Consider the following 19249-nt stretch of genomic DNA (forward strand, 5'->3'; position numbering starts at 1 on the left):
GAGTGTATTTTGTATGGAAAAAAAGAGGGTCGTAATTACAGGACTAGGAGCTGTTACACCGGTCGGAACAGATGTTGAAACAGCATGGGAAAACATTAAAAAGGGTGTATCTGGAATCGGACGACTTACAAGAATTGATCCGGAACTATTTCCAGCAAAAGTAGCAGCAGAAATTAACGACTTTGAAGTCGAGAAATATATTGATAAAAAAGAAGCGCGCCGTATGGACCGCTTTACACAATATGCAGTAGCAGCAGCGAAAATGGCAGTTGCAGATGCAAAGCTTGAAATTACAGAAGAAAACGGACCTCGAATTGGTGTATGGATTGGATCAGGTATTGGCGGTATGGAAACATACGAAGAACAATTTAAGATTTTTACTGAGAAAGGCCCACGCCGCGTGAGCCCATTCTTCGTACCGATGATGATTCCGGATATGGCAGCAGGTCAAGTATCAATCGCAACAGGAGCAAAAGGAATTAACACTTGTTCTGTAACGGCTTGTGCATCTGGTGCAAACTCAATTGGTGATGCATTTAAAGCAATTCAGCGTGGTGATGCTGATGCAATGATTACAGGCGGAGCAGAAGCACCGCTAACAAGTATGGCATTCGCAGGATTTAGCTCAGCGAAAGCATTAACATTTAATGAAGACCCAGCAACGGCTTGCCGTCCATTTGATAAAAACCGTAGCGGTTTTGTAATGGGTGAAGGCTCAGGTATTCTAATTCTTGAAGAATTAGAGCACGCATTAGCGCGTGGTGCTCACATTTACGCGGAAATTGCTGGTTATGGTGCAACTGGAGATGCGTTCCATATTACAATGCCTGCTCCTGGTGGTGAAGGCGGAGTGCGTGCAATGCGTCAAGCTTTAGCTGATGCAGGCCTACAGCCAGAAGATATTGATTACATTAATGCGCATGGTACAAGTACGGATGCGAATGAAAAATATGAAACGATGGCAATTAAAGAAACTTTCGGTGAGCACGCGTATAAAGTAGCGATTAGCTCAACGAAATCAATGACAGGTCACTTATTAGGAGCAGCTGGTGCTGTTGAAGCGATTTTCTCTATTAAATCAATTACAGACGGAGTAATTCCGCCAACAATTAACTATGAGACACCAGATCCAGAATGTGACTTAGATTACGTACCGAATCAAGCGAGACACCAAGAAGTAAATGCAGTATTAAGTAACTCATTAGGATTTGGTGGTCATAACGCAGTGTTAGTATTTAAATCGTATAAATAATAGATGAAATAAGGAGTTTTTTCGCAATATATTGCGAAAAAACTCCTTATTTATTTTTACGCCTTTTTCTCCTGTAGCATATACATAAGAAAAAGGAGGGATAAAGATGGGGATTGTTGAAACAGCTGAATGGCTACATTTATATTATGGGCGGCCAGAAAAACTTTGTGAGAAATTTACGAAGTATATTCCGTTGCCAAAAGAAAGGTTGTATCGCTTTTTAATTTCAAAAGGGATGTATCGCCCGATCATGCGCGGAGAAAAGGAAATTAAAGAATTAGAGGAAAAGGAAATTTGGAAAGAATTGAGCCTGGAGTATGATAAACTGAAAAACTGGTTAAAAGGTCCAGATGTCCCTGTCTTTATTTTATTATCAGATTCCTATAATCGAACTGTACAAGAAGAGTATAACGGTAGGGCTGGATTATCTATGCGTCATGTTATTTTCTTATTCGTATGTGGACGGAATTCGGTAGAAGAATTAAAAGTGTTATTAGCGCATGAATATCATCACATATGCAGGTTACATCAAATTGAGACGAAAGAAACAGAATATACATTACTTGATACGATGATTATGGAAGGGTTAGCTGAACAAGCAGTAACAGAAAGGTATACAGAAAAAAACAATGCACCGTGGACGGCGTATCTTTCAAAGGAAGAGGCTATTTATTATTGGAAAAATATTGTACATGAAAGAATAAGTATAAAACGAGGAACAAGGGAACATGACATCTTATTAAATGGCTTTCACTCTTATCCGAAGATGCTTGGCTATGCGCTTGGATTTCATATTGTCAAAGATTGTGTAACTTTGGAAGGAGAAGATACACTTTCTTTATTATCTATAGATGCAAAAGAAATATTGAATAAAGCAAGTACATTTCATATATAAAAAAACAGGAGTTCTATTTCCTGTTTTTTTAGTATTAATAGAAGAAAAAATAATAATTAGAATATATTTCCTCAAGTGGAATAAAGTTAAGCAAAAATGAACATAATGATTGGTACAAACAGTAGTGAAGTGAGGGGTAGTGAATGTTATATCTACATGATGTATGGGTAAATTGGTTTGAAGGTGAAGAAAATGGGTATAACGTTTGTCATTTTTACGAATGGCGGAAAGATGATACGATTGAGCTATTAGATCAAGTGCCATTATTAAAAGTAGATGCCACATTATATCATTACATCGAGAACGAATTGTTAGAGCTTCCGCAAAAAATGCTGGAAGACGTACATCATAAGGCTTATATTCGTAAAAATCATGAACGTTTGCAGCAAGAGTATTGCTTTGTTGTTACAGATGGAAAAGGAATTATTGCGATTGACACAATTGGTTACAATGTACCAATTCGCAAAAGCAGACTTATACCACGCCAAGAGCAGATGGTATATGAGATGGTAGAAAATGTACAAGCAGAAAAGTATGAGTTCCAAGTAGAAGAAACAGAAAAAGAACATCACATTTTATCACCATCGCCTTTCATTATGAATGGCTTGACTCGTAAAGAAAGACAGCTAAAACAATTATTATTTATGGCGTTAGATCAATTACATACAACGAAAAATACAGCAGAAATTCGCTATTGGTTCACAGAGTGGGATCCATCAGCATATGGAATGGTTCAACATATGGAATTTGAAGATATTTGGGTTAAGCTGTATGATGAAGCGAAAACAGGCTGGTCTGATAAGCATGAACAATTATGCGAGCGTCTCGTAAAAGGACAGCCATTTTTTGAAAAGTTATGGGAAATGGAAAATGAGCAAAAGGTAAATTAAAAAACCGCCAATTGGCGGTTTTTTAATTTTGTAGTAATCCAGCTCCAGCGGCAAGAATGTTCGGTGGCTTCGCGCCTTCCTGCGAGGCAAAAAGCGCCTCTACGTCAGGAGCTCCATCCCCCTCACATTCTGAACGAGCCGCTTCCACTTTATATGTTACCTACGTTTTCTGCTTAGTCCCATTGCGTTTTCTACTTTGCGTAGTTGTTTGAATGCAACGCGGTTTGCTTTTTCTGCACCTTTGTCTAGAATTTCGTCTAGTTCTGGTGAGTTGATTAGTTCGTTATATTTGTCTTGGATTGGACGAATTGCTTCTACGACTACTTGCGCTAGGTCGCCTTTGAAGTCGCCGTATCCTTTTCCTTCGTACATTGCTTCAATTTCTTCAACTGTTTTTCCAGAGAATGAAGAGTAGATTGTTAATAAGTTAGAGATACCAGGTTTGTTTTCTTTATCAAATTTCACAATACCTTCAGAGTCAGTAACAGCACTCTTAATTTTCTTTTCAATTGTTTTTGGTTCATCAAGCATACTGATCATTGATTTTGGATTCGGATCAGATTTACTCATTTTCTTCGTAGGTTCTGTTAATGACATAACGCGAGCGCCTACTTTTGGAATACGAATTTCAGGAATTGTGAACACGTCACGGAAGCGTTTGTTGAAACGCTCTGCTAGGTCGCGTGTTAATTCCATATGTTGCTTTTGGTCATCACCAACTGGTACGATTTCAGTGTTGTAAAGTAAAATATCAGCAGCCATTAATGGTGGATACGTAAGTAATCCAGCTGGAACTGAATCTCTACCCGAAGCTTTATCTTTATATTGCGTCATACGTTCTAATTCTCCAACGTAAGCAACAGATTGCATGATCCATCCTAATTGAGCGTGTGCTGGTACTTCTGATTGTACAAATAAAGTAGCTTTTTCAGGATCGATGCCGCATGCTACATAAAGTGCAGCAAGACTGCGGATGTTTTTACGAAGTCCGACGGGATCTTGAGGTACTGTAATCGCATGTTGGTTTACAATACAGAAATAACAGTCGTGTTCATTTTGAAGCTCTGTAAACTGCTTCATTGCGCCTAAATAGTTTCCAAGTGTAATCGTTCCACTTGGCTGAATACCAGAAAAGATAACTGACATAAGTAATTCCTCCTAAAATTGAATGCGTGATGGGGGGGAGAGAAGGCAAACAAAAAAGCCCATTCATCCCAAAAACTATAGGGACGAATGGACCGCGGTACCACCCTAATTATTTCACTACTGTGAAATCTCTCTAATCCATAATAACGTTAGGATATAACGCCAAAGCCTACTACTTTCGGTTCGGTTTGGTGCTCAAAAGCCCATTCCATACTGTACAATTACTTGTTCACACCAACCACAAGCTCTCTGAAATTGCCTCAATATGTACTCTTCTTTATCATCGCATACATATAAATTTATTTATTGTTACTTGAGCTCTTTTAATATGAAAGAACTAAAGTTTTATAACAAAATGTTTTGCTGATTATTATATCATATGGGATAGTGTTTGCAAACTACATCAAAATAGTAAAGCTAATAAGGGTCGAGAACAACCCAAGGAAGATACCTGTAATACAAATTGGATATGTCCATTTGAATGAATATGTTTTATAAATACGTTCTTTCTTATCTGTAGGTTCCTCGACTTCTTCAATTAAAGAGTCAATCTTTTTGTTCGTACCAAATACTCTTTGGAATGCGTAAATGGTTACATTGAAAAAACCATTTTGAAATATGTATAAAAAACCGCCGATAAGAATAAAAAACAGTGCAATATAAAACAAAATGTTGACAAAGTTCAACAAAAATTGAGATGAAATGAGGAATGCACCAATACTAGAAGCAATCATCGCTATAAAAATTAGTATACAAGTATGAAAAAAAACTTTATTCAAAATATTCCCCTCCGTCAAAATATTACTAGAATTATTATACTATAAAAGCTATAATAAGTACTAGGATTAATTTTTTGAAAATTATACGCAATTAAAGGTCTGATTTTAAGATGATGGTAGCAATGTTAATGTATCCCTTTACGAAAAATTAAAAATATAAATATTTTATTAAAAATTTTAACAAAAAAACAAAAAACTATATTCACAATTGTTATATTATATGTATAATGAAAATTGTAGAAACTTGGAGATTATTCTTTCAATTCTACTTTTTAACAAGTGAGGGTACAGGAAGTGCAATTAGGGGAGGCAACACAACATGAAGAAAAAGATACCGTTATTACTTGCATCAACTTTAACTGCAAGTATGTTGCTTAGCGCGTGTAGCTACCAAAAAGATGACGCAAAAGCAAAAGGGAAAGAGAACGCTACGAGTAGTAGTAACGGAAAACAGATTCTTAATTTAACAGAGTTATCTGAAATTCCGTCAATGGATGCATCATTAGCATCTGATTCTTCATCTTCTACAGCATTAAATAATACGATGGAAGGTTTATATCGTATTGGCAAAGATCAAAAGAGAATGCCTGGAGTTGCAGAAGATGTCGAAAAGCTAGATGATGGGAAGAAATACATATTTAAATTAAGAAGAGATGCGAAATGGTCGAATGGGGAACCTGTAACAGCTAAAGACTTTGTGTATTCATGGAAAAGAGCAGTAAATCCAGATACAAAAGCAACGTATTCATACATTATGTTCGATATTAAAAATGCAGAGAAAATTCATAAAAAAGAATTACCTGCTGACCAATTAGGTGTAAAAGCGATTGATGATTATACATTAGAAGTAGAATTAGACAATCCCGTTCCTTACTTTATCGATTTAACAGTTTATCCAGTATTTTACCCACTAAATGAAAACTTTGTAAAAGCACAAGGTGATAAATTTGGTTTAGAGGCAAATACAACATTATATAACGGTCCATTCGTTATGAGTGATTGGAAACATGAACAAAGTTTCCAATTCAAGAAGAATCCTTCATATTGGGATAATAAAACGGTTAAAATCGAAGAAATCAACTTTAATATTGTAAAAAATACAGCAACTGATGTAAATTTATATGAGACAAACGCGATTGATCGGGCGGCTTTAACGTCTGAATTTGTTGATAAGTTTAGAAAAAGCCCAGAGTTCCAAACAAGAAAAGAGGCAGGGGTTGCTTACTTAAGATTTAATCAAAGTAATCAGTACTTAAGTAATAAAAACTTAAGAAAAGCAATTTCAATGTCCTTTGACCGTGATAACATTGCAAAAGTTATTTTAAATAACGGCGCAATTGGAGCTTACGGATTTGTTGGAAAAGATTTCGCTGAAGGTCCAAATAAAAAAGATTTCCGAGCTGAAAATGGAAAGCTAGTTGAAACAAATCCAAAAGAAGCAAAAAAGCTTTGGGAAACAGCGAAGAAAGAGCTTGGAACTGATAAAATCGAACTAGAATTCTTAAACTTTGATAATGAAGATGCTAAAAAAGTTGGGGAATTCTTAAAAGGTGAGATGGAAAAGAACTTACCAGGTTTATCAATTAAAATTAAACAGCAACCATTCGCACAAAAAAATAAATTAGAAGATTCTCAGCAATATGATATTGCGTTTGGTATTTGGGGACCAGATTTCCCAGATCCAATCTCATATTTAGATATGTTTGTTACGAATGGTTCTCAAAATAAAACAGGGTATTCTAATCAGAAATATGATGAGTTAATCCTAAAAGCTAAAACAGATACAAAAGATTTACAAGCTCGCTGGGACAACCTTCTAGAAGTAGAGAAGATGTTAATTAAAGAGGATGCAGTTATCACTCCAATCTTCCAAAAAGGTTCAGCGTATGTAGTAAAAGGTGCCGTAAAAGATATTATCCCAATTAACTATGGTGGTAAATTAACTTACAAATGGGCATCTGTTGAACAAAAATAATCTTTTTTTTCCATCGTTTACAAGGGTATATGCCTATGATGGGCATATGCTCTTATTTTAAAAAAATAAAAGTAAGAATATTTTAAACTATCTTATTGCTTTTGAGAAAAACGGGGAGGTGCTTGACTATGGGACGTTATGTATTAAAACGTTTCGTGTACATGGCTTTGACATTATTTTTAATTACTACAATGACTTTCTTTTTGATGAAATTACTTCCGGGTTCTCCGCTTAAAAACCAGGAGAAGCTATCACCGGCACAAAAAGAAATCATTCTTGAAAAATACGGATTGAATGATCCGGTACCAGTTCAATATGCACGTTACTTAGGTAACTTAGCAAAAGGTGATTTAGGGGTATCATTCCAATATGATAACCGCCCAGTAACAGACATGATTGTGGATCGTATTGGACCATCAGCCCAATTAGGTTTACAAGCGATTATATTAGGAACATTTATCGGTTTAATTTTAGGTATTGTTGCCGCACTTCGTAATAATACGTGGGTAGATTATAGTGCAACAGTTATTTCGGTACTCGGAATGTCGGTACCATCATTCGTATTCGCCGCATTACTGCAATATTTCGTAGGGGTAAAACTAGGCTGGTTCCCAGTAGCATTCTGGAAAGGACCAGAGTTTACTGTAATGCCTACAATTGCATTATCGATGGGAGTTATCGCGACAATCGCACGTTTCTCTCGTGCAGAATTAATTGAAGTTATGCAAGCCGATTACATTTTAACAGCGAAAGCGAAAGGAATTAGCCAAGGCGTTATCATTGTCAAACATGCACTTCGTAACGCGTTAATTCCAGTTGTAACAATTTTAGGACCAATGGTTGCGGCATTAATTACAGGAACACTTGTTATCGAGCAAATTTATGCTGTACCAGGACTTGGGGAACAATTCGTTAAATCGATTACTTTAAATGACTATACAGTTATTATGGGAACTACGATTTTCTATAGTGCGATCTTCATTTTAGTTATTTTCATTGTCGATATTTTATACGGAATTATTGATCCTCGTATTCGTTTAGCGGGAGGGAAAAAATGATGAAAGATGTACAAAAATTATCTCCAGATTTATTTCAACAAGCCAATCAAAATAATGTTGATAATGAAGTCATTGCCCGTCCAAGCTTAACGTTTTGGCAAGATGTAAGAAGACGTTTATTCCAACATAAAGGTGCGATGCTTGGCCTTGTATTGTTAGTTATCATTGCGCTATTAGCGATTTTTGGACCGATGGTAAGTAAACACTCGTATAAAGAGCAAGATTTAGGTCGTGCGAAATTACCACCAAAAATTCCAGTTATTGAAAATGTTCATTGGTTACCATTTGACGGTACAGATCAATATGGTGTTGACCAATATGAAAAACGTGATATTAAAGAGTACTTCTGGTTTGGTACAGATGACCTTGGCCGTGACTTATGGACAAGAACATGGGAAGGTACACGCGTATCATTATATATCGCTCTTTTAGCGGCAGCAATTGACTTAGTAATTGGGGTTGCATACGGAGGTATTTCAGCATTCTACGGCGGTAGAGTAGATAACATTATGCAACGTATTATGGAGATTATTAACGGTATTCCATACTTAATCATCGTTATTTTAATGGTAATCATTATGGGATCTGGTATTTGGTCAATTACACTTGCGATGGCGATTACAGGTTGGATAGGGATGTCGCGTATTGTTCGTGGACAAATCTTAAAGTTAAAAAACCAAGAATATGTATTAGCATCTCGTACATTAGGTGCAACAAATACACAATTAATTGTGAAACATTTAATTCCAAACGTAATGGGACCTATTATCGTAATGACGATGTTTACAATTCCATCAGCGGTGTTTGGTGAAGCGTTCTTAAGTTTCATCGGTTTAGGAATTCAGCCACCATTTGCGTCACTAGGTTCTCTTGTAAATGATGGTTATAAATCTATTCAAACGTATCCGCATATGATGTTCATCCCTGCGGTTGTCATCAGTATATTAATTTTAGCGTTTAACTTAATGGCAGACGGATTACGCGACGCGTTAGATCCAAAAATGCGTAAGTAAAAGAGGGGAGAGGCAAAGATGAAAACATTGTTAGAGGTAAAAGATTTACAAGTCTCCTTTGATACACATGCAGGTGAAGTACAAGCTGTACGCGGCGTTACTTTTGATTTGAAAAAAGGAGAAACATTGGCGATTGTAGGAGAATCTGGTTCAGGGAAATCAGTTACTTCTAAAGCGTTAATGGGATTAATTCCGAATCCTCCTGGACGCATTAAAAATGGTGAAATCGTATTTGAAGGTCGTGACTTAACAAAATTAACAGAAAAAGAAATGCAGCAAGTACGCGGTAAAGATATTGCGATGATTTTCCAAGATCCAATGACATCATTAAACCCAACAATGACAATTGGAAATCAAATTATGGAAGGTCTAATTAAACACCAAGGGATGAGTAAAGCAGATGCACGTAAAGTTGCTTTAGAGTTAATTGACCTTGTAGGTATTCCAAATCCAGAAGCTCGTTTAAAACAATATCCTCACCAATTCTCAGGTGGTATGAGACAGCGTGTAGTTATTGCGATGGCGTTAGCTTGTAATCCGAAATTATTAATTGCCGATGAGCCGACAACAGCGCTAGACGTTACGATTCAGGCGCAAATTTTAGAACTTATGAAAGACATTCAGCAAAAAACAGAAGCAGCAATCATTTTCATTACGCATGACTTAGGTGTAGTAGCAAACGTTGCGGACCGAGTGGCAGTTATGTACGCTGGTAAAGTTGTTGAAATTGGAACTGTAGATGAAATTTTCTACAATCCGAAACATCCATATACTTGGGGTTTAATCGCATCTATGCCAAGTTTAGATGGTTCAGAAGAAGAGTTATATGCAATCCCTGGAACACCTCCAGATTTATTGAAGCCGCCAAAGGGAGATGCTTTTGCACCACGTAACCCACAGGCACTGAAAATTGATTTTGAAATGGACCCACCTTTATTTAAAGTAAGTGATACGCACTATGCGGCAACTTGGTTACTTCACGAGCAAGCTCCAGAAGTAAAACCGCCGGCAGTCGTTGAAAAACGCATTCTTCAAATGAAAGCAGGTGAACAACATGACTAAACAACGTGAGAAATTAATTGAAGTAAAAAATGTAAAGCAGCACTTCGACGTGAGTGGTGGTGTTGTCAAAGCGGTTAATGATATTTCATTTGATATTTACCGCGGAGAAACATTTGGTCTTGTAGGAGAATCAGGTTGTGGTAAATCGACAACTGGAAGAACGATTATTCGTTTATATGATGCAACTGCTGGTGAAGTGTTATTCGATGGTGAAAATGTACATGGTAAAAAATCACGCGCAGAGCTGAAGAAATTCAACCGTAAAATGCAAATGATTTTCCAAGATCCATATGCATCATTAAACCCTCGTATGACAGTAGGGGATATTATTGCAGAAGGTATCGATATTCACGGACTAGCGAAAAGTAAAAAAGAGCGCATGGACCGTGTTCATGAACTATTAAACACAGTTGGTTTAAATAAAGAGCACGCAAACCGTTTCCCACACGAATTCTCAGGTGGACAACGTCAGCGTATCGGTATCGCTCGAGCGCTTGCTGTAGACCCAGAATTTATCATTGCCGATGAGCCGATCTCAGCACTTGACGTATCGATTCAGGCGCAAGTTGTAAACTTACTGAAAAAGCTACAAAAAGAAAAAGGTTTAACATACTTATTCATCGCCCATGATTTATCAATGGTAAAATACATTAGTGACCGTATTGGTGTAATGTATCGTGGCCAAATCGTTGAGTTAACAACAAGTGATGAATTATATGCGAATCCAATTCATCCATATACGAAATCACTATTATCAGCGATTCCACTTCCAGATCCAGATTATGAGCGCAATCGTAAACGTATCGTATATGATCCATCACAGCATAATTATGGTAGTGAAGCACCAACAATGCGTGAAATTCGCCCAGGACATTTCGTACTATGTTCGGAAGCGGAGTACAAGAAATATAAAGAGATTTATCAATAAGAAAAAGAGCCATTCTTCTGTTATGGAAGGATGGCTCTTTTTCTACTATATAAAAGAATTGTATACATTTGTCGGTCAGTCGATATATTTAAAGAATCGCCGATATAAATCTCATGTATCATTAGTGATATCCATATGCAAAATTACTGAACTTGAACAGAAACATTCTCCTCTTGTTCTTCAGGTTTAACAAGCGCATAACGCTCCCATGCTCTACTTTTCCAGCGGAAGAACATAATAATGGCACGTGTCCATTCGTCGATGGCGATTGCTAGCCAAATACCAACGAGCCCCATATCTAAATGAAAGGAGAAAAAGTAACCTAGTGGTAAACTCATTAACACCATAGAGAATGCACCGATTAAAACAGGATATTTTGCATCACCAGCTGCACGAAGCGAATTAATGATGACGATGTTCATCGTACGTCCCGTTTCAAGTAGTACACTTAGTAAAAGAACACTTGCGCCTAACCCGATAATGTGCGGATTATCTGTAAACAGTCCCATTAATTGTGTACGGAATGTAATAACGAGAGCGACCATACATAAAGTTACACCAATTGCCCATTTTACACTTTTCCACAAGCGTTCGTATGCTTCATCTTTTTCGCCACCACCAACGAGGCGGCCAATAATAATGGCTGTTCCCATACCAATTGCAATTGCAAATAAATAAGTGAACATGGAAATGTTAGTAGCGTATTGTCTAGCAGCTAATGATTCCGTTCCTAAGTACGTTGCGTAATAAAGGAAGACGATTTGACAAGCTTGATACATCACTTGTTCAAATGCAGATGGAATGCCAATTTTTAAAATTTTCCCAATGTATTCTTTGGATAAAGTGAAGTAATATTGTAATTTCACACGATATTCCATAACGCGGTATAGTAACCAGAAGAAAACAATAAGTGCGATCAATCGACTGATAGCGGAAGAAATTGCAGCCCCTTGTACACCGAGCTCAGGGAAACCAAATTTCCCGAAAATGAGTACGTAGTTTCCAGCGATATGAATCATATTCATTCCGAGTGAAATAAACATCGCTTGCTTTGTAAAACCGTGTACACGGATAATTGCGGCTAATGAGTTAATAATAGCTTGTAGGAAGATGGCTCCTCCGACGATAGATAAGTAGTTTTGCGCATACGTTAGTACATCGCCTTGTAAGTTCATTGCGAGCATCATATGTTTCGAAAATAAAAGAAAACCAGCGCTTATAACGAGCCCAACTATTAAATTTAATGTGACGGCTAATGCTGATATTTTAGATGCTTCCATAAAGCGTTTGGAACCGAGGTATTGAGATACAACGATAGCAGCGCCGTTCCCGATGACTTCTAATACCAAAATCGCAATATGAAGATATTGATTCGCTGCACCAACCCCAGATACAGCATCGTCTGATAATGCACTTAACATGAAAGTATCAGCGATCCCCATTAACATAAAAAGAAAAACTTCTAGAAAAATAGGCCATGTTAATAAGAATAAACTTAATTTCTCAGTAGGCCCGTTTTTTGCCTGAATTGCTGCCATGTCCGTCCCCTCTTTACCGATATCTATTTTTAGCAAAATGTATCGTAACATACTTTCTTAACCTTTGCACTCATTTTAGCCTACATATTTTTATTATGAAGAGAGTGCTATTTTATGATAAAAACAAAAGGATAATTATACATAAAATATTATGAGATATAAAATTCATTTTTCTCTGATAATTTAGAAAAGTATAAAAAATATTATTTTTAACACTTTAGTATGAATAATCAGCAATATGAAACGTTTACAAAGGTATATTTTTTAACGAAAAATTTTAATGAAATAGAAATATAAATATACAAAAAATATATTTGTGTGTATAATATGAATTATTAGAACATATATATATTTCTTTTTGTTTGAAAATGAAAGGGTTAACATTTTTTTGGAGGGTGGAAGTATGAAAAAAAAGATACCAGTTTTTGTAGCATCAACAGTAGCGATGAGCATGATGTTAGGGGCATGTAGCTATCAAAAAGATGAATCGCAAGCAAACGCTAAAGGGGATAGCGGAAAAAGCGGCGCGAAGCAAGTTATTAACTTAATTGAAACACAAGAAATTCCAACGATGGATCCAGCGTTATCAGCTGATGCAGTTTCTTCAAGAGTAATGACTAATACGATGGAAGGCTTATACAGTTTAGGAAAAGATGATAAGCTAGTTCCTGGTGTAGCGAAGGAATTCAAAAAATCAGAAGATGGTAAAAAATATACATTTAAATTACGTGAAGACGCAAAATGGTCAAATGGTGAGCCTGTGACGGCAAAAGATTTCGTATATGCATGGCAAAGAGCGATTAACCCAGATACAGCTGCGAAATCAGCGTACATTATGTATGATATAAAAAATGCAGAGAAAATTAATAAAAAAGAGATGAGTCCGGATCAATTAGGGGTAAAGGCGATTGATGATTATACATTAGAAGTGGAATTAGATAATTCAATTCCATACCTTGTAGATTTAATGGTATATCCAATCTTCTATCCTGTGAATGAAAAGTTTGTGAAAGAGCAAGGTACGAAGTTTGGTTTGGAAGCGAATACAACGCTTTATAACGGGCCATTTACATTAAGTGATTGGCAACATGAACGTAGCTTTAAAATGACAAAGAGCGCGTCATATTGGGACAATAAAGAAGTGAAGATTGAAGAAGTAAACTTTAATATTGTAAAAGATACATCTACGCCAATTAACTTATATGAAACAAATGCAATTGATCGAGCGTCGTTATTAGCGGAGTTTATTGATAAATATAAAGGAAAACCAGATTTCCAAACAGTAGAAGATACATCTGTATTCTTCCTTCGTTTAAATCAAAAAGATCCAGCTTTAGCAAATAAAAATATTCGTAAAGCAATTTCACTTGCTTTTGACCGTAAGCCATTCGTGGATACATTATTAAATAACGGTTCTAAGCCAGCGACAGGATTAATTCCTGATAACTTCATTAAAGGACCAGATAAAAAAGATTTCCGTGCTGTAAACGGGGATATTGTAAAACCAAACGTGAAAGAAGCGAAGAAATATTGGGAAGCTGGTAAAAAAGAACTTGGTAAAAATGAAATCGAATTAGAATTATTAAATGAAGATGTAGAGTTATCAAAGAAAACTGGTGAATATTTAAAAGGTGAATTAGAAAAGAATTTACCAGGTTTAACAGTAAAAATTAAACAACAACCATTCGCACAAAAACTAAAATTAGAAGATGCGGGCGATTATGTCATGTCATTCTCTGGATGGAGTGCGGACTTCCCAGATCCAATTACATATCTTGATATGTTTGTAACAGATGGGTCACAAAATAAGATGAAGTACTCTAATCCAAAATACGATGAAATCATTATGAAGGCGAAAAAAGATGGAAGCGATGTAAATGCTCGTTGGAAGAACTTATTAGAAGCAGAAAAAATGTTACTTGATGATGCTGCGATCGTTCCAGTATATCAACGTGGTAGAGCATATTTACAAAGAGATTCAATTAAAAATATGTATAACCATAAATATGGCGGCGATTTAAGCTTTAAATGGGCGTCAGTAGAGAAATAAGAAAAAAAGCAGGTGATCACCTGCTTTTTTTAATACGTTCGTTTCTTATAAATGCCTTTTCCACCAACTTGGTTCCAGCCAGATTGTACATCCAAACTTTTGTTAACAAACTTCATTTTTTCTTTTCCACCAAAGAGCTTTTCGCCGATGCTATTTGTAATGACACCAATCAATGCTGTTATTCCGATGATGAGGGCAGCAACCGTAATAAAATCAATAAAAAAAGCAATCATTTGAAAACTCCCCCTTTGCCTGTCTGTATGTTTATTGTATGAGATAAAAATTGAAAAAGAAAGAAATGTCAGAAAAATATTTTGTTTACTTTAGAAATCGTGTAGACAGGAGGGAGGATATTTGTTAAAATGAGAACAAATGTTCCTTTTAATTCTCAATTGCATAGTCTTACATTTCTTAATTGATTTATCAAGAAAAAGTAAGAAAACGTTCTCTTTTTCATAGGGAAGATTATAGATAAATAACTATATATTATATGAAAAATCTATGGGAAGTGAGTAGTAAAAGGGTTGAAAGTTATTGTTAAAGTACAGCTGAAATGAGCGTAATCATGTTACATAGCAGTGAAATACACGGGAGAGTTTTCTCAACTAGCAGGAAATTTACTGTATATTTCTTGCAAAATCTATTGTATAATGATTATAGAAGTTACTTATTAAAAGTAATTGTTGTTTATTATAAGTTGTTGCTTACATGAAATGTGATTTTTGTACTTTTCAATAAGACAAGTTATCACGAAAAATTGCTGAAGTTAGAAATTAAAACTGTATTTAGTACAGAATTTGTACTCTTTAAGGAGAGTGAGCTTTGTATGGTAACATTATATAGTTCTCCAAGCTGTACGTCTTGTAGAAAGGCGAAATTATGGCTAGAGGAAAATCATATTCCCTATACAGAACGTAATATTTTCTCAGATCCATTAACGATTGAGGAAATTAAAGAGATTTTACGTATGACAGAAAGCGGAACGGATGAGATTATTTCTACTCGTTCGAAAGTTTTCCAAGAATTGAATGTAAACTTAGAGTCTTTACCACTTCAAGATTTATATAAGATGATTCGTGACTATCCAGGGATTTTACGTCGTCCAATTATGATTGACGAGAAACGCCTTCAAGTTGGTTACAACGAAGACGAAATTCGTCGTTTCTTACCACGTACAGTAAGAACGTTCCAATTACGTGAAGCACAACGTCTTGTAAATTAATTATAATAATATGAAAACCTTCTACTTATTATATAGTAGAAGGTTTTTTTTAATGTTTCACATTGCGTAATCGAACTTGTTGTACAATAAAGCCGATGCATAAAATAGTGAAGATGAACAAATAAGGAATGCTTGCAGTGAAACTTGGATTGTTATGAAAAAAGGTTGCAAGTCTGTCTTCATGTGTAACCATTTTTCCTGCAGTATAGGCAAGAATCGCTGCACCGCAATAAATGAGGAATGGAAATCGCTCCATAAGTATTAAAATAAGTTTGCTGCCCCAAATAATAATCGGGATAGAAATGAGTAAGCCGATTATGACGAGTAAAAATCTCCCGTGAGCTGCACCTGCAATGGCAATAACATTATCAAACCCCATAACGAGATCCGCGAAAACAATTGTCCGCACAGCTTGAAATAAAGTTGTTTTTCCTTGAATAGAAGAAAGATCGTTGCTATTATCGGTTAATAAATTGACTGCAATTAATGTAAGTAAAACCCCGCCAATCAATTGTAGAAATGGAATGTCGAGTAAATAGACAGCTAGTATAGTAAGGACAATTCTTAGTACAATCGCTAAAAGAGTACCGATCAAAATAGCCTTATTTCGTTTCGATTCAGGTAAATTTCGGCTAGCTAGTGCGATGACGATTGCATTGTCACCACCTAATACAACATCGATACCGACAATCATTAGTACGGATGTTAAAAACTCTAAGTCCATTCGTCTGCCTCCATTTATGATGTTTTAATAAGCGAACTATATGTATGTGATGAAGAAAATTGTTGTTAAATAATCTCTTCTAATAGAAGTTTCACTTTATTACAGTGTACGGGGGAATGTGGAAATGTATGTCCAAATTTTTTGTAAGTAAGAAATCGCTATAATAATATATTTACGTAGTTGATCGAGTAAAGATAGGCATATAACTATTTTTGTAAAATAAATCGATTTTATTTCCATTCTGGAGAATCTTATCATAAAATGAGAGTACAAGAATCTATTGATTTGTCATATGAGTGGGGAATCCCTTCATAACAATTCTAAGCAGGAAGGGAGAGTTGTATTTTGGATATTGAAAGAATTAATGATCATACGATGAAATTTTTTATTACGTACATTGATATAGAGGATAGAGGATTTAATCGTGAAGAGATTTGGTATGATCGCGAACGAAGTGAAGAGCTCTTTTGGGAGATGATGGACGAAGCTCGTGATCATGACGATTTCTTTATTGATGGGCCGTTATGGATTCAAGTGCAAGCAGTCGATAAAGGGATTGAAGTACTTGTCACGAAAGCAGAGCTTTCAAAGGACGGGCAAAAGCTGGAACTACCGATAGGGGTAGACAAAATTATAGATATTCCTCTAGATGAAGGCATCGAATCATTATTCCAGCAAGAATTAGTCGAAGAGGTAGAAGAACAAACAGGAACAAACTTTAATGAAGATGGTACGTTTGGCTTTTTAATTAAGTTTAATGATTTTGAAGATGTCATTTCATTAAGTCATCGTCTTATCTTTGAAGATATAAAAGATGAGCTGTATTCATTTGAGAACCGCTATTATGTATATGTGGAATTCGATGAAGTGCTACATGATGAAGAAGAAATCGATCGTATTTTAAGTATTATTTTAGAATATGGAGAAGAATCAACTTTAACAATTCATCGTGTAAGTGAGTATGGAAAACAAATTGTGAAAGAGCATGCGCTTGAAACGATTCGCAATAATTTTCCTGCTAAAACGTAGGCCGATTTCTGTAGTATGAAATCGGCTTTTTATATGAAGAATAGGAAAGCTTTCTTAGTTAGGAGGTAAGAGATGAAAAATACGTTAAAGCTGATTTTCTTTATACTGCTATTGTTCGCATTATTTGTTTCGTTACGTATGTTTATTGATGTAGCATTTTATTCAGATGTGATTGGGATAAAAGATGTTTCGGTTTTAGGTATTATTAGTATTTTATTTACAGTATCTGCGTTTTTAATTGGTTGCGTTATTTTCTTAGAGAACCGTCATCCGTCAAAAACACTTACATGGCTCATTGTGTTAGGTATTTTTCCGGTATTTGGATTCTTCGCTTATTTATTATTCGGACAGAACTTTCGGAGGAAGAGAATGTTCCAAAAGAAGGCGTTGCTCGATGAACAAGCGTTTTTACAATATAAGGGGCATGAAGATTACGAAGAACGGATTTTACGCAATCATAAGCATCAAGAGCTGTTATTTCGTTTAGCGGATCGCTTAGGCGCTTTAAATATTTCATTTCAAACTGAAACGAGAACATTAACAAATGGAGATGAAACGTTTCAGGCCATTTTAGATGGATTAAAACGAGCGAAACATCACATTCATATGGAATATTACATTGTGCGTGATGATAAGCTTGGAACGGAAATTAAAGATATTTTAATACAAAAATCAAAAGAGGGCGTAGTCGTTCGTTTTTTGTATGATGCGGTTGGAAGTTTTAAATTATCAAAATCGTATATTGAAGAATTAAACGATGCAGGAGTCGAAATGATTCCGTTCTTCCCTGTACGCTTTCCGATTTTAAACGATAAAATTAATTATCGAAATCATCGAAAAATCGTTATTATTGATGGAAATGAAGGCTTTGTAGGTGGATTAAATATTGGTGATGAATATTTAGGGAAGGATAAGTACTTCGGCTTTTGGCGAGACACACATTTATATTTGCGTGGTGAAGCTGTACAAAGTTTGCAGCTTATTTTCCTTCAAGATTGGTTTTATATGACTGGTGAGGCTGTGCTAGCCCCTGAATATTTACAAGCGAAAGCAGTTGAGGGGGAGCATTGGGGAGGCGTGCAGCTTGTTGCAGGTGGGCCTGATAATAAATGGGAAACGATTAAGCATTTATATTTTGCCATGATTGCTTCTGCTCGGAAATCCATTTGGATTGCAACGCCGTATTTTATTCCGGATGATGATATTTTATCCGCATTAAAGGTTGCTGCACTTGCTGGTATTGATGTTCGTTTATTAATGCCGAGTAAACCGGATAAGCGTACTGTCTTTTACGCATCGAGATCTTACTTCCCAGAGCTTTTAGATGCAGGTGTAAAGATATATGAATATGAAAAAGGTTTTCTTCATAGTAAAGTTGTCATCGTCGATTCTGATTTAGCTTCAATTGGGACAGCTAATATGGATATGAGAAGTTTTCATTTGAATTTTGAAGTAAATGCCTTTTTATATGATACAGATAGCATTCGAAAACTTGTTCAAGACTTTAAAGATGATTTAGAAGAATCAAGTGAAATTCATGTTGATCATTTTCATAAAAGACGTCTTCATAGACGAATTGTTGAATCAACATACCGCTTATTATCACCTTTATTATAAAAAGAGATGTCCGAAATTGGGACATCTCTTTTTTAAAAGGAATTTGTAACAAATTGTAGAATATAAGGAGC

The 19249-nt window shown here is 35.7% G+C and carries 17 protein-coding genes and 1 other annotated feature; of the genes, 12 read left to right on the forward strand and 5 right to left on the reverse strand.

The window, feature by feature from the left end; translation table 11 throughout:
* The first annotated feature begins 13 nt into the window (after positions 1-13).
* The 3 genes from fabF (at position 14) to N2V80_RS06025 (ending at position 3037) form a co-directional block, all read left to right on the forward strand.
* Positions 14-1252, forward strand: coding sequence for a beta-ketoacyl-ACP synthase II (gene fabF, locus N2V80_RS06015; RefSeq protein ID WP_000412656.1), 1239 nt, complete (start codon positions 14-16; stop codon positions 1250-1252).
* 106 nt (positions 1253-1358) lie between these two features.
* Positions 1359-2147 (forward strand): DUF2268 domain-containing protein, encoded by a 789-nt coding sequence (locus N2V80_RS06020; protein ID WP_000513275.1) that lies wholly within the window; start codon positions 1359-1361, stop codon positions 2145-2147.
* 143 nt (positions 2148-2290) lie between these two features.
* Positions 2291-3037 (forward strand): YjbA family protein, encoded by a 747-nt coding sequence (locus tag N2V80_RS06025; RefSeq protein WP_000966128.1) that lies wholly within the window; start codon positions 2291-2293, stop codon positions 3035-3037.
* 156 nt (positions 3038-3193) lie between these two features.
* Here N2V80_RS06025 and trpS read toward each other — a convergent pair whose 3' ends face one another.
* Together trpS and N2V80_RS06035 are read right to left on the reverse strand one after the other, a co-directional pair.
* The gene (trpS, locus tag N2V80_RS06030; RefSeq protein ID WP_061655174.1) at positions 3194-4183 is read right to left on the reverse strand and encodes a tryptophan--tRNA ligase; all 990 of its coding nucleotides are present in this window, start codon (positions 4181-4183) and stop codon (positions 3194-3196) included.
* A 76-nt stretch (positions 4184-4259) separates the two neighbouring features.
* Positions 4260-4476: a binding site (T-box leader), on the reverse strand.
* A gap of 105 nt (positions 4477-4581) precedes the next feature.
* On the reverse strand, positions 4582-4962 hold the full coding sequence (locus N2V80_RS06035) for a DUF3899 domain-containing protein (protein WP_001044997.1): 381 nt from the start codon (positions 4960-4962) through the stop codon (positions 4582-4584).
* 319 nt (positions 4963-5281) lie between these two features.
* On the opposite strand from N2V80_RS06035, the gene N2V80_RS06040 reads away from it, so the two are divergent.
* From N2V80_RS06040 to N2V80_RS06060, 5 genes are all read left to right on the forward strand, one after another.
* On the forward strand, positions 5282-6937 hold the full coding sequence (locus tag N2V80_RS06040) for a peptide ABC transporter substrate-binding protein (protein ID WP_000727219.1): 1656 nt from the start codon (positions 5282-5284) through the stop codon (positions 6935-6937).
* 128 nt (positions 6938-7065) lie between these two features.
* A complete protein-coding gene (gene opp3b / locus N2V80_RS06045; RefSeq protein WP_000534172.1) occupies positions 7066-7995 on the forward strand; it encodes an oligopeptide ABC transporter permease in 930 nt (309 codons plus the stop codon).
* Entirely contained in the window at positions 7992-9008 is a 1017-nt protein-coding gene (gene opp3C, locus N2V80_RS06050; protein WP_000974106.1) for an oligopeptide ABC transporter permease, read from the forward strand. Before opp3b ends, opp3C begins: the two co-directional genes overlap by 4 nt.
* An 18-nt stretch (positions 9009-9026) precedes the next feature.
* Positions 9027-10070: an ABC transporter ATP-binding protein gene (locus N2V80_RS06055; RefSeq protein WP_000854346.1), complete on the forward strand. Its 1044-nt coding sequence runs from the start codon at positions 9027-9029 to the stop codon at positions 10068-10070.
* Positions 10063-10998 carry an ABC transporter ATP-binding protein gene (locus tag N2V80_RS06060; RefSeq protein ID WP_000166348.1) on the forward strand — a complete coding sequence of 312 codons (936 nt, stop codon included), beginning with the start codon at positions 10063-10065 and terminating at the stop codon, positions 10996-10998. Before N2V80_RS06055 ends, N2V80_RS06060 begins: the two co-directional genes overlap by 8 nt.
* Positions 10999-11141: 143 nt before the next feature.
* On the opposite strand, the gene N2V80_RS06065 is transcribed toward N2V80_RS06060, so the two are convergent.
* Positions 11142-12587, reverse strand: coding sequence for an MATE family efflux transporter (locus tag N2V80_RS06065; protein ID WP_061655173.1), 1446 nt, complete (start codon positions 12585-12587; stop codon positions 11142-11144).
* Between the two features lie 352 nt (positions 12588-12939).
* On the opposite strand from N2V80_RS06065, the gene N2V80_RS06070 reads away from it, so the two are divergent.
* Positions 12940-14586, forward strand: coding sequence for a peptide ABC transporter substrate-binding protein (locus N2V80_RS06070; RefSeq protein ID WP_000727250.1), 1647 nt, complete (start codon positions 12940-12942; stop codon positions 14584-14586).
* 29 nt (positions 14587-14615) lie between these two features.
* Here the strand turns inward: N2V80_RS06070 and N2V80_RS06075 are convergent, their stop codons facing one another.
* Positions 14616-14819, reverse strand: coding sequence for a hypothetical protein (locus tag N2V80_RS06075; protein ID WP_000559971.1), 204 nt, complete (start codon positions 14817-14819; stop codon positions 14616-14618).
* A 593-nt stretch (positions 14820-15412) separates the two neighbouring features.
* Here N2V80_RS06075 and spx point away from each other — a divergent pair.
* A complete protein-coding gene (gene spx, locus N2V80_RS06080; protein WP_000258267.1) occupies positions 15413-15808 on the forward strand; it encodes a transcriptional regulator Spx in 396 nt (131 codons plus the stop codon).
* 49 nt (positions 15809-15857) lie between these two features.
* Here the strand turns inward: spx and N2V80_RS06085 are convergent, their stop codons facing one another.
* The gene (locus tag N2V80_RS06085) at positions 15858-16532 is read right to left on the reverse strand and encodes a TerC family protein (protein WP_000362615.1); all 675 of its coding nucleotides are present in this window, start codon (positions 16530-16532) and stop codon (positions 15858-15860) included.
* Between the two features lie 345 nt (positions 16533-16877).
* Between N2V80_RS06085 and mecA the strand changes: the two genes are divergently transcribed.
* Together mecA and N2V80_RS06095 are read left to right on the forward strand one after the other, a co-directional pair.
* Complete coding sequence (gene mecA / locus N2V80_RS06090; RefSeq protein WP_000350716.1) at positions 16878-17561, forward strand: adaptor protein MecA; 684 nt, start codon at positions 16878-16880, stop codon at positions 17559-17561.
* Positions 17562-17633: 72 nt separating this feature from the next.
* Positions 17634-19178, forward strand: coding sequence for a cardiolipin synthase (locus N2V80_RS06095; protein ID WP_000799198.1), 1545 nt, complete (start codon positions 17634-17636; stop codon positions 19176-19178).
* The last annotated feature ends 71 nt before the right edge of the window (positions 19179-19249 follow it).

The sequence above is a fragment of the Bacillus sp. FSL W8-0640 genome (assembly GCF_038007725.1).
In the GTDB taxonomy this organism is placed as follows: Bacteria; Bacillota; Bacilli; order Bacillales; family Bacillaceae_G; genus Bacillus_A; species Bacillus_A cereus.

Coding starts and splice junctions, on each gene's coding strand:
- fabF (WP_000412656.1), top strand. CDS start 14: ATGGAAAAAAAGAGGGTCGTAATTACAGGACTAGGAGCTGTTACACCG.
- N2V80_RS06020 (WP_000513275.1), top strand. CDS start 1,359: ATGGGGATTGTTGAAACAGCTGAATGGCTACATTTATATTATGGGCGG.
- N2V80_RS06025 (WP_000966128.1), top strand. CDS start 2,291: ATGTTATATCTACATGATGTATGGGTAAATTGGTTTGAAGGTGAAGAA.
- trpS (WP_061655174.1), bottom strand. CDS start 4,183: ATGTCAGTTATCTTTTCTGGTATTCAGCCAAGTGGAACGATTACACTT.
- N2V80_RS06040 (WP_000727219.1), top strand. CDS start 5,282: ATGAAGAAAAAGATACCGTTATTACTTGCATCAACTTTAACTGCAAGT.
- opp3b (WP_000534172.1), top strand. CDS start 7,066: ATGGGACGTTATGTATTAAAACGTTTCGTGTACATGGCTTTGACATTA.
- opp3C (WP_000974106.1), top strand. CDS start 7,992: ATGATGAAAGATGTACAAAAATTATCTCCAGATTTATTTCAACAAGCC.
- N2V80_RS06055 (WP_000854346.1), top strand. CDS start 9,027: ATGAAAACATTGTTAGAGGTAAAAGATTTACAAGTCTCCTTTGATACA.
- N2V80_RS06060 (WP_000166348.1), top strand. CDS start 10,063: ATGACTAAACAACGTGAGAAATTAATTGAAGTAAAAAATGTAAAGCAG.
- N2V80_RS06065 (WP_061655173.1), bottom strand. CDS start 12,587: ATGTTACGATACATTTTGCTAAAAATAGATATCGGTAAAGAGGGGACG.
- N2V80_RS06070 (WP_000727250.1), top strand. CDS start 12,940: ATGAAAAAAAAGATACCAGTTTTTGTAGCATCAACAGTAGCGATGAGC.
- N2V80_RS06075 (WP_000559971.1), bottom strand. CDS start 14,819: ATGATTGCTTTTTTTATTGATTTTATTACGGTTGCTGCCCTCATCATC.
- spx (WP_000258267.1), top strand. CDS start 15,413: ATGGTAACATTATATAGTTCTCCAAGCTGTACGTCTTGTAGAAAGGCG.
- N2V80_RS06085 (WP_000362615.1), bottom strand. CDS start 16,532: ATGGACTTAGAGTTTTTAACATCCGTACTAATGATTGTCGGTATCGAT.
- N2V80_RS06095 (WP_000799198.1), top strand. CDS start 17,634: ATGAAAAATACGTTAAAGCTGATTTTCTTTATACTGCTATTGTTCGCA.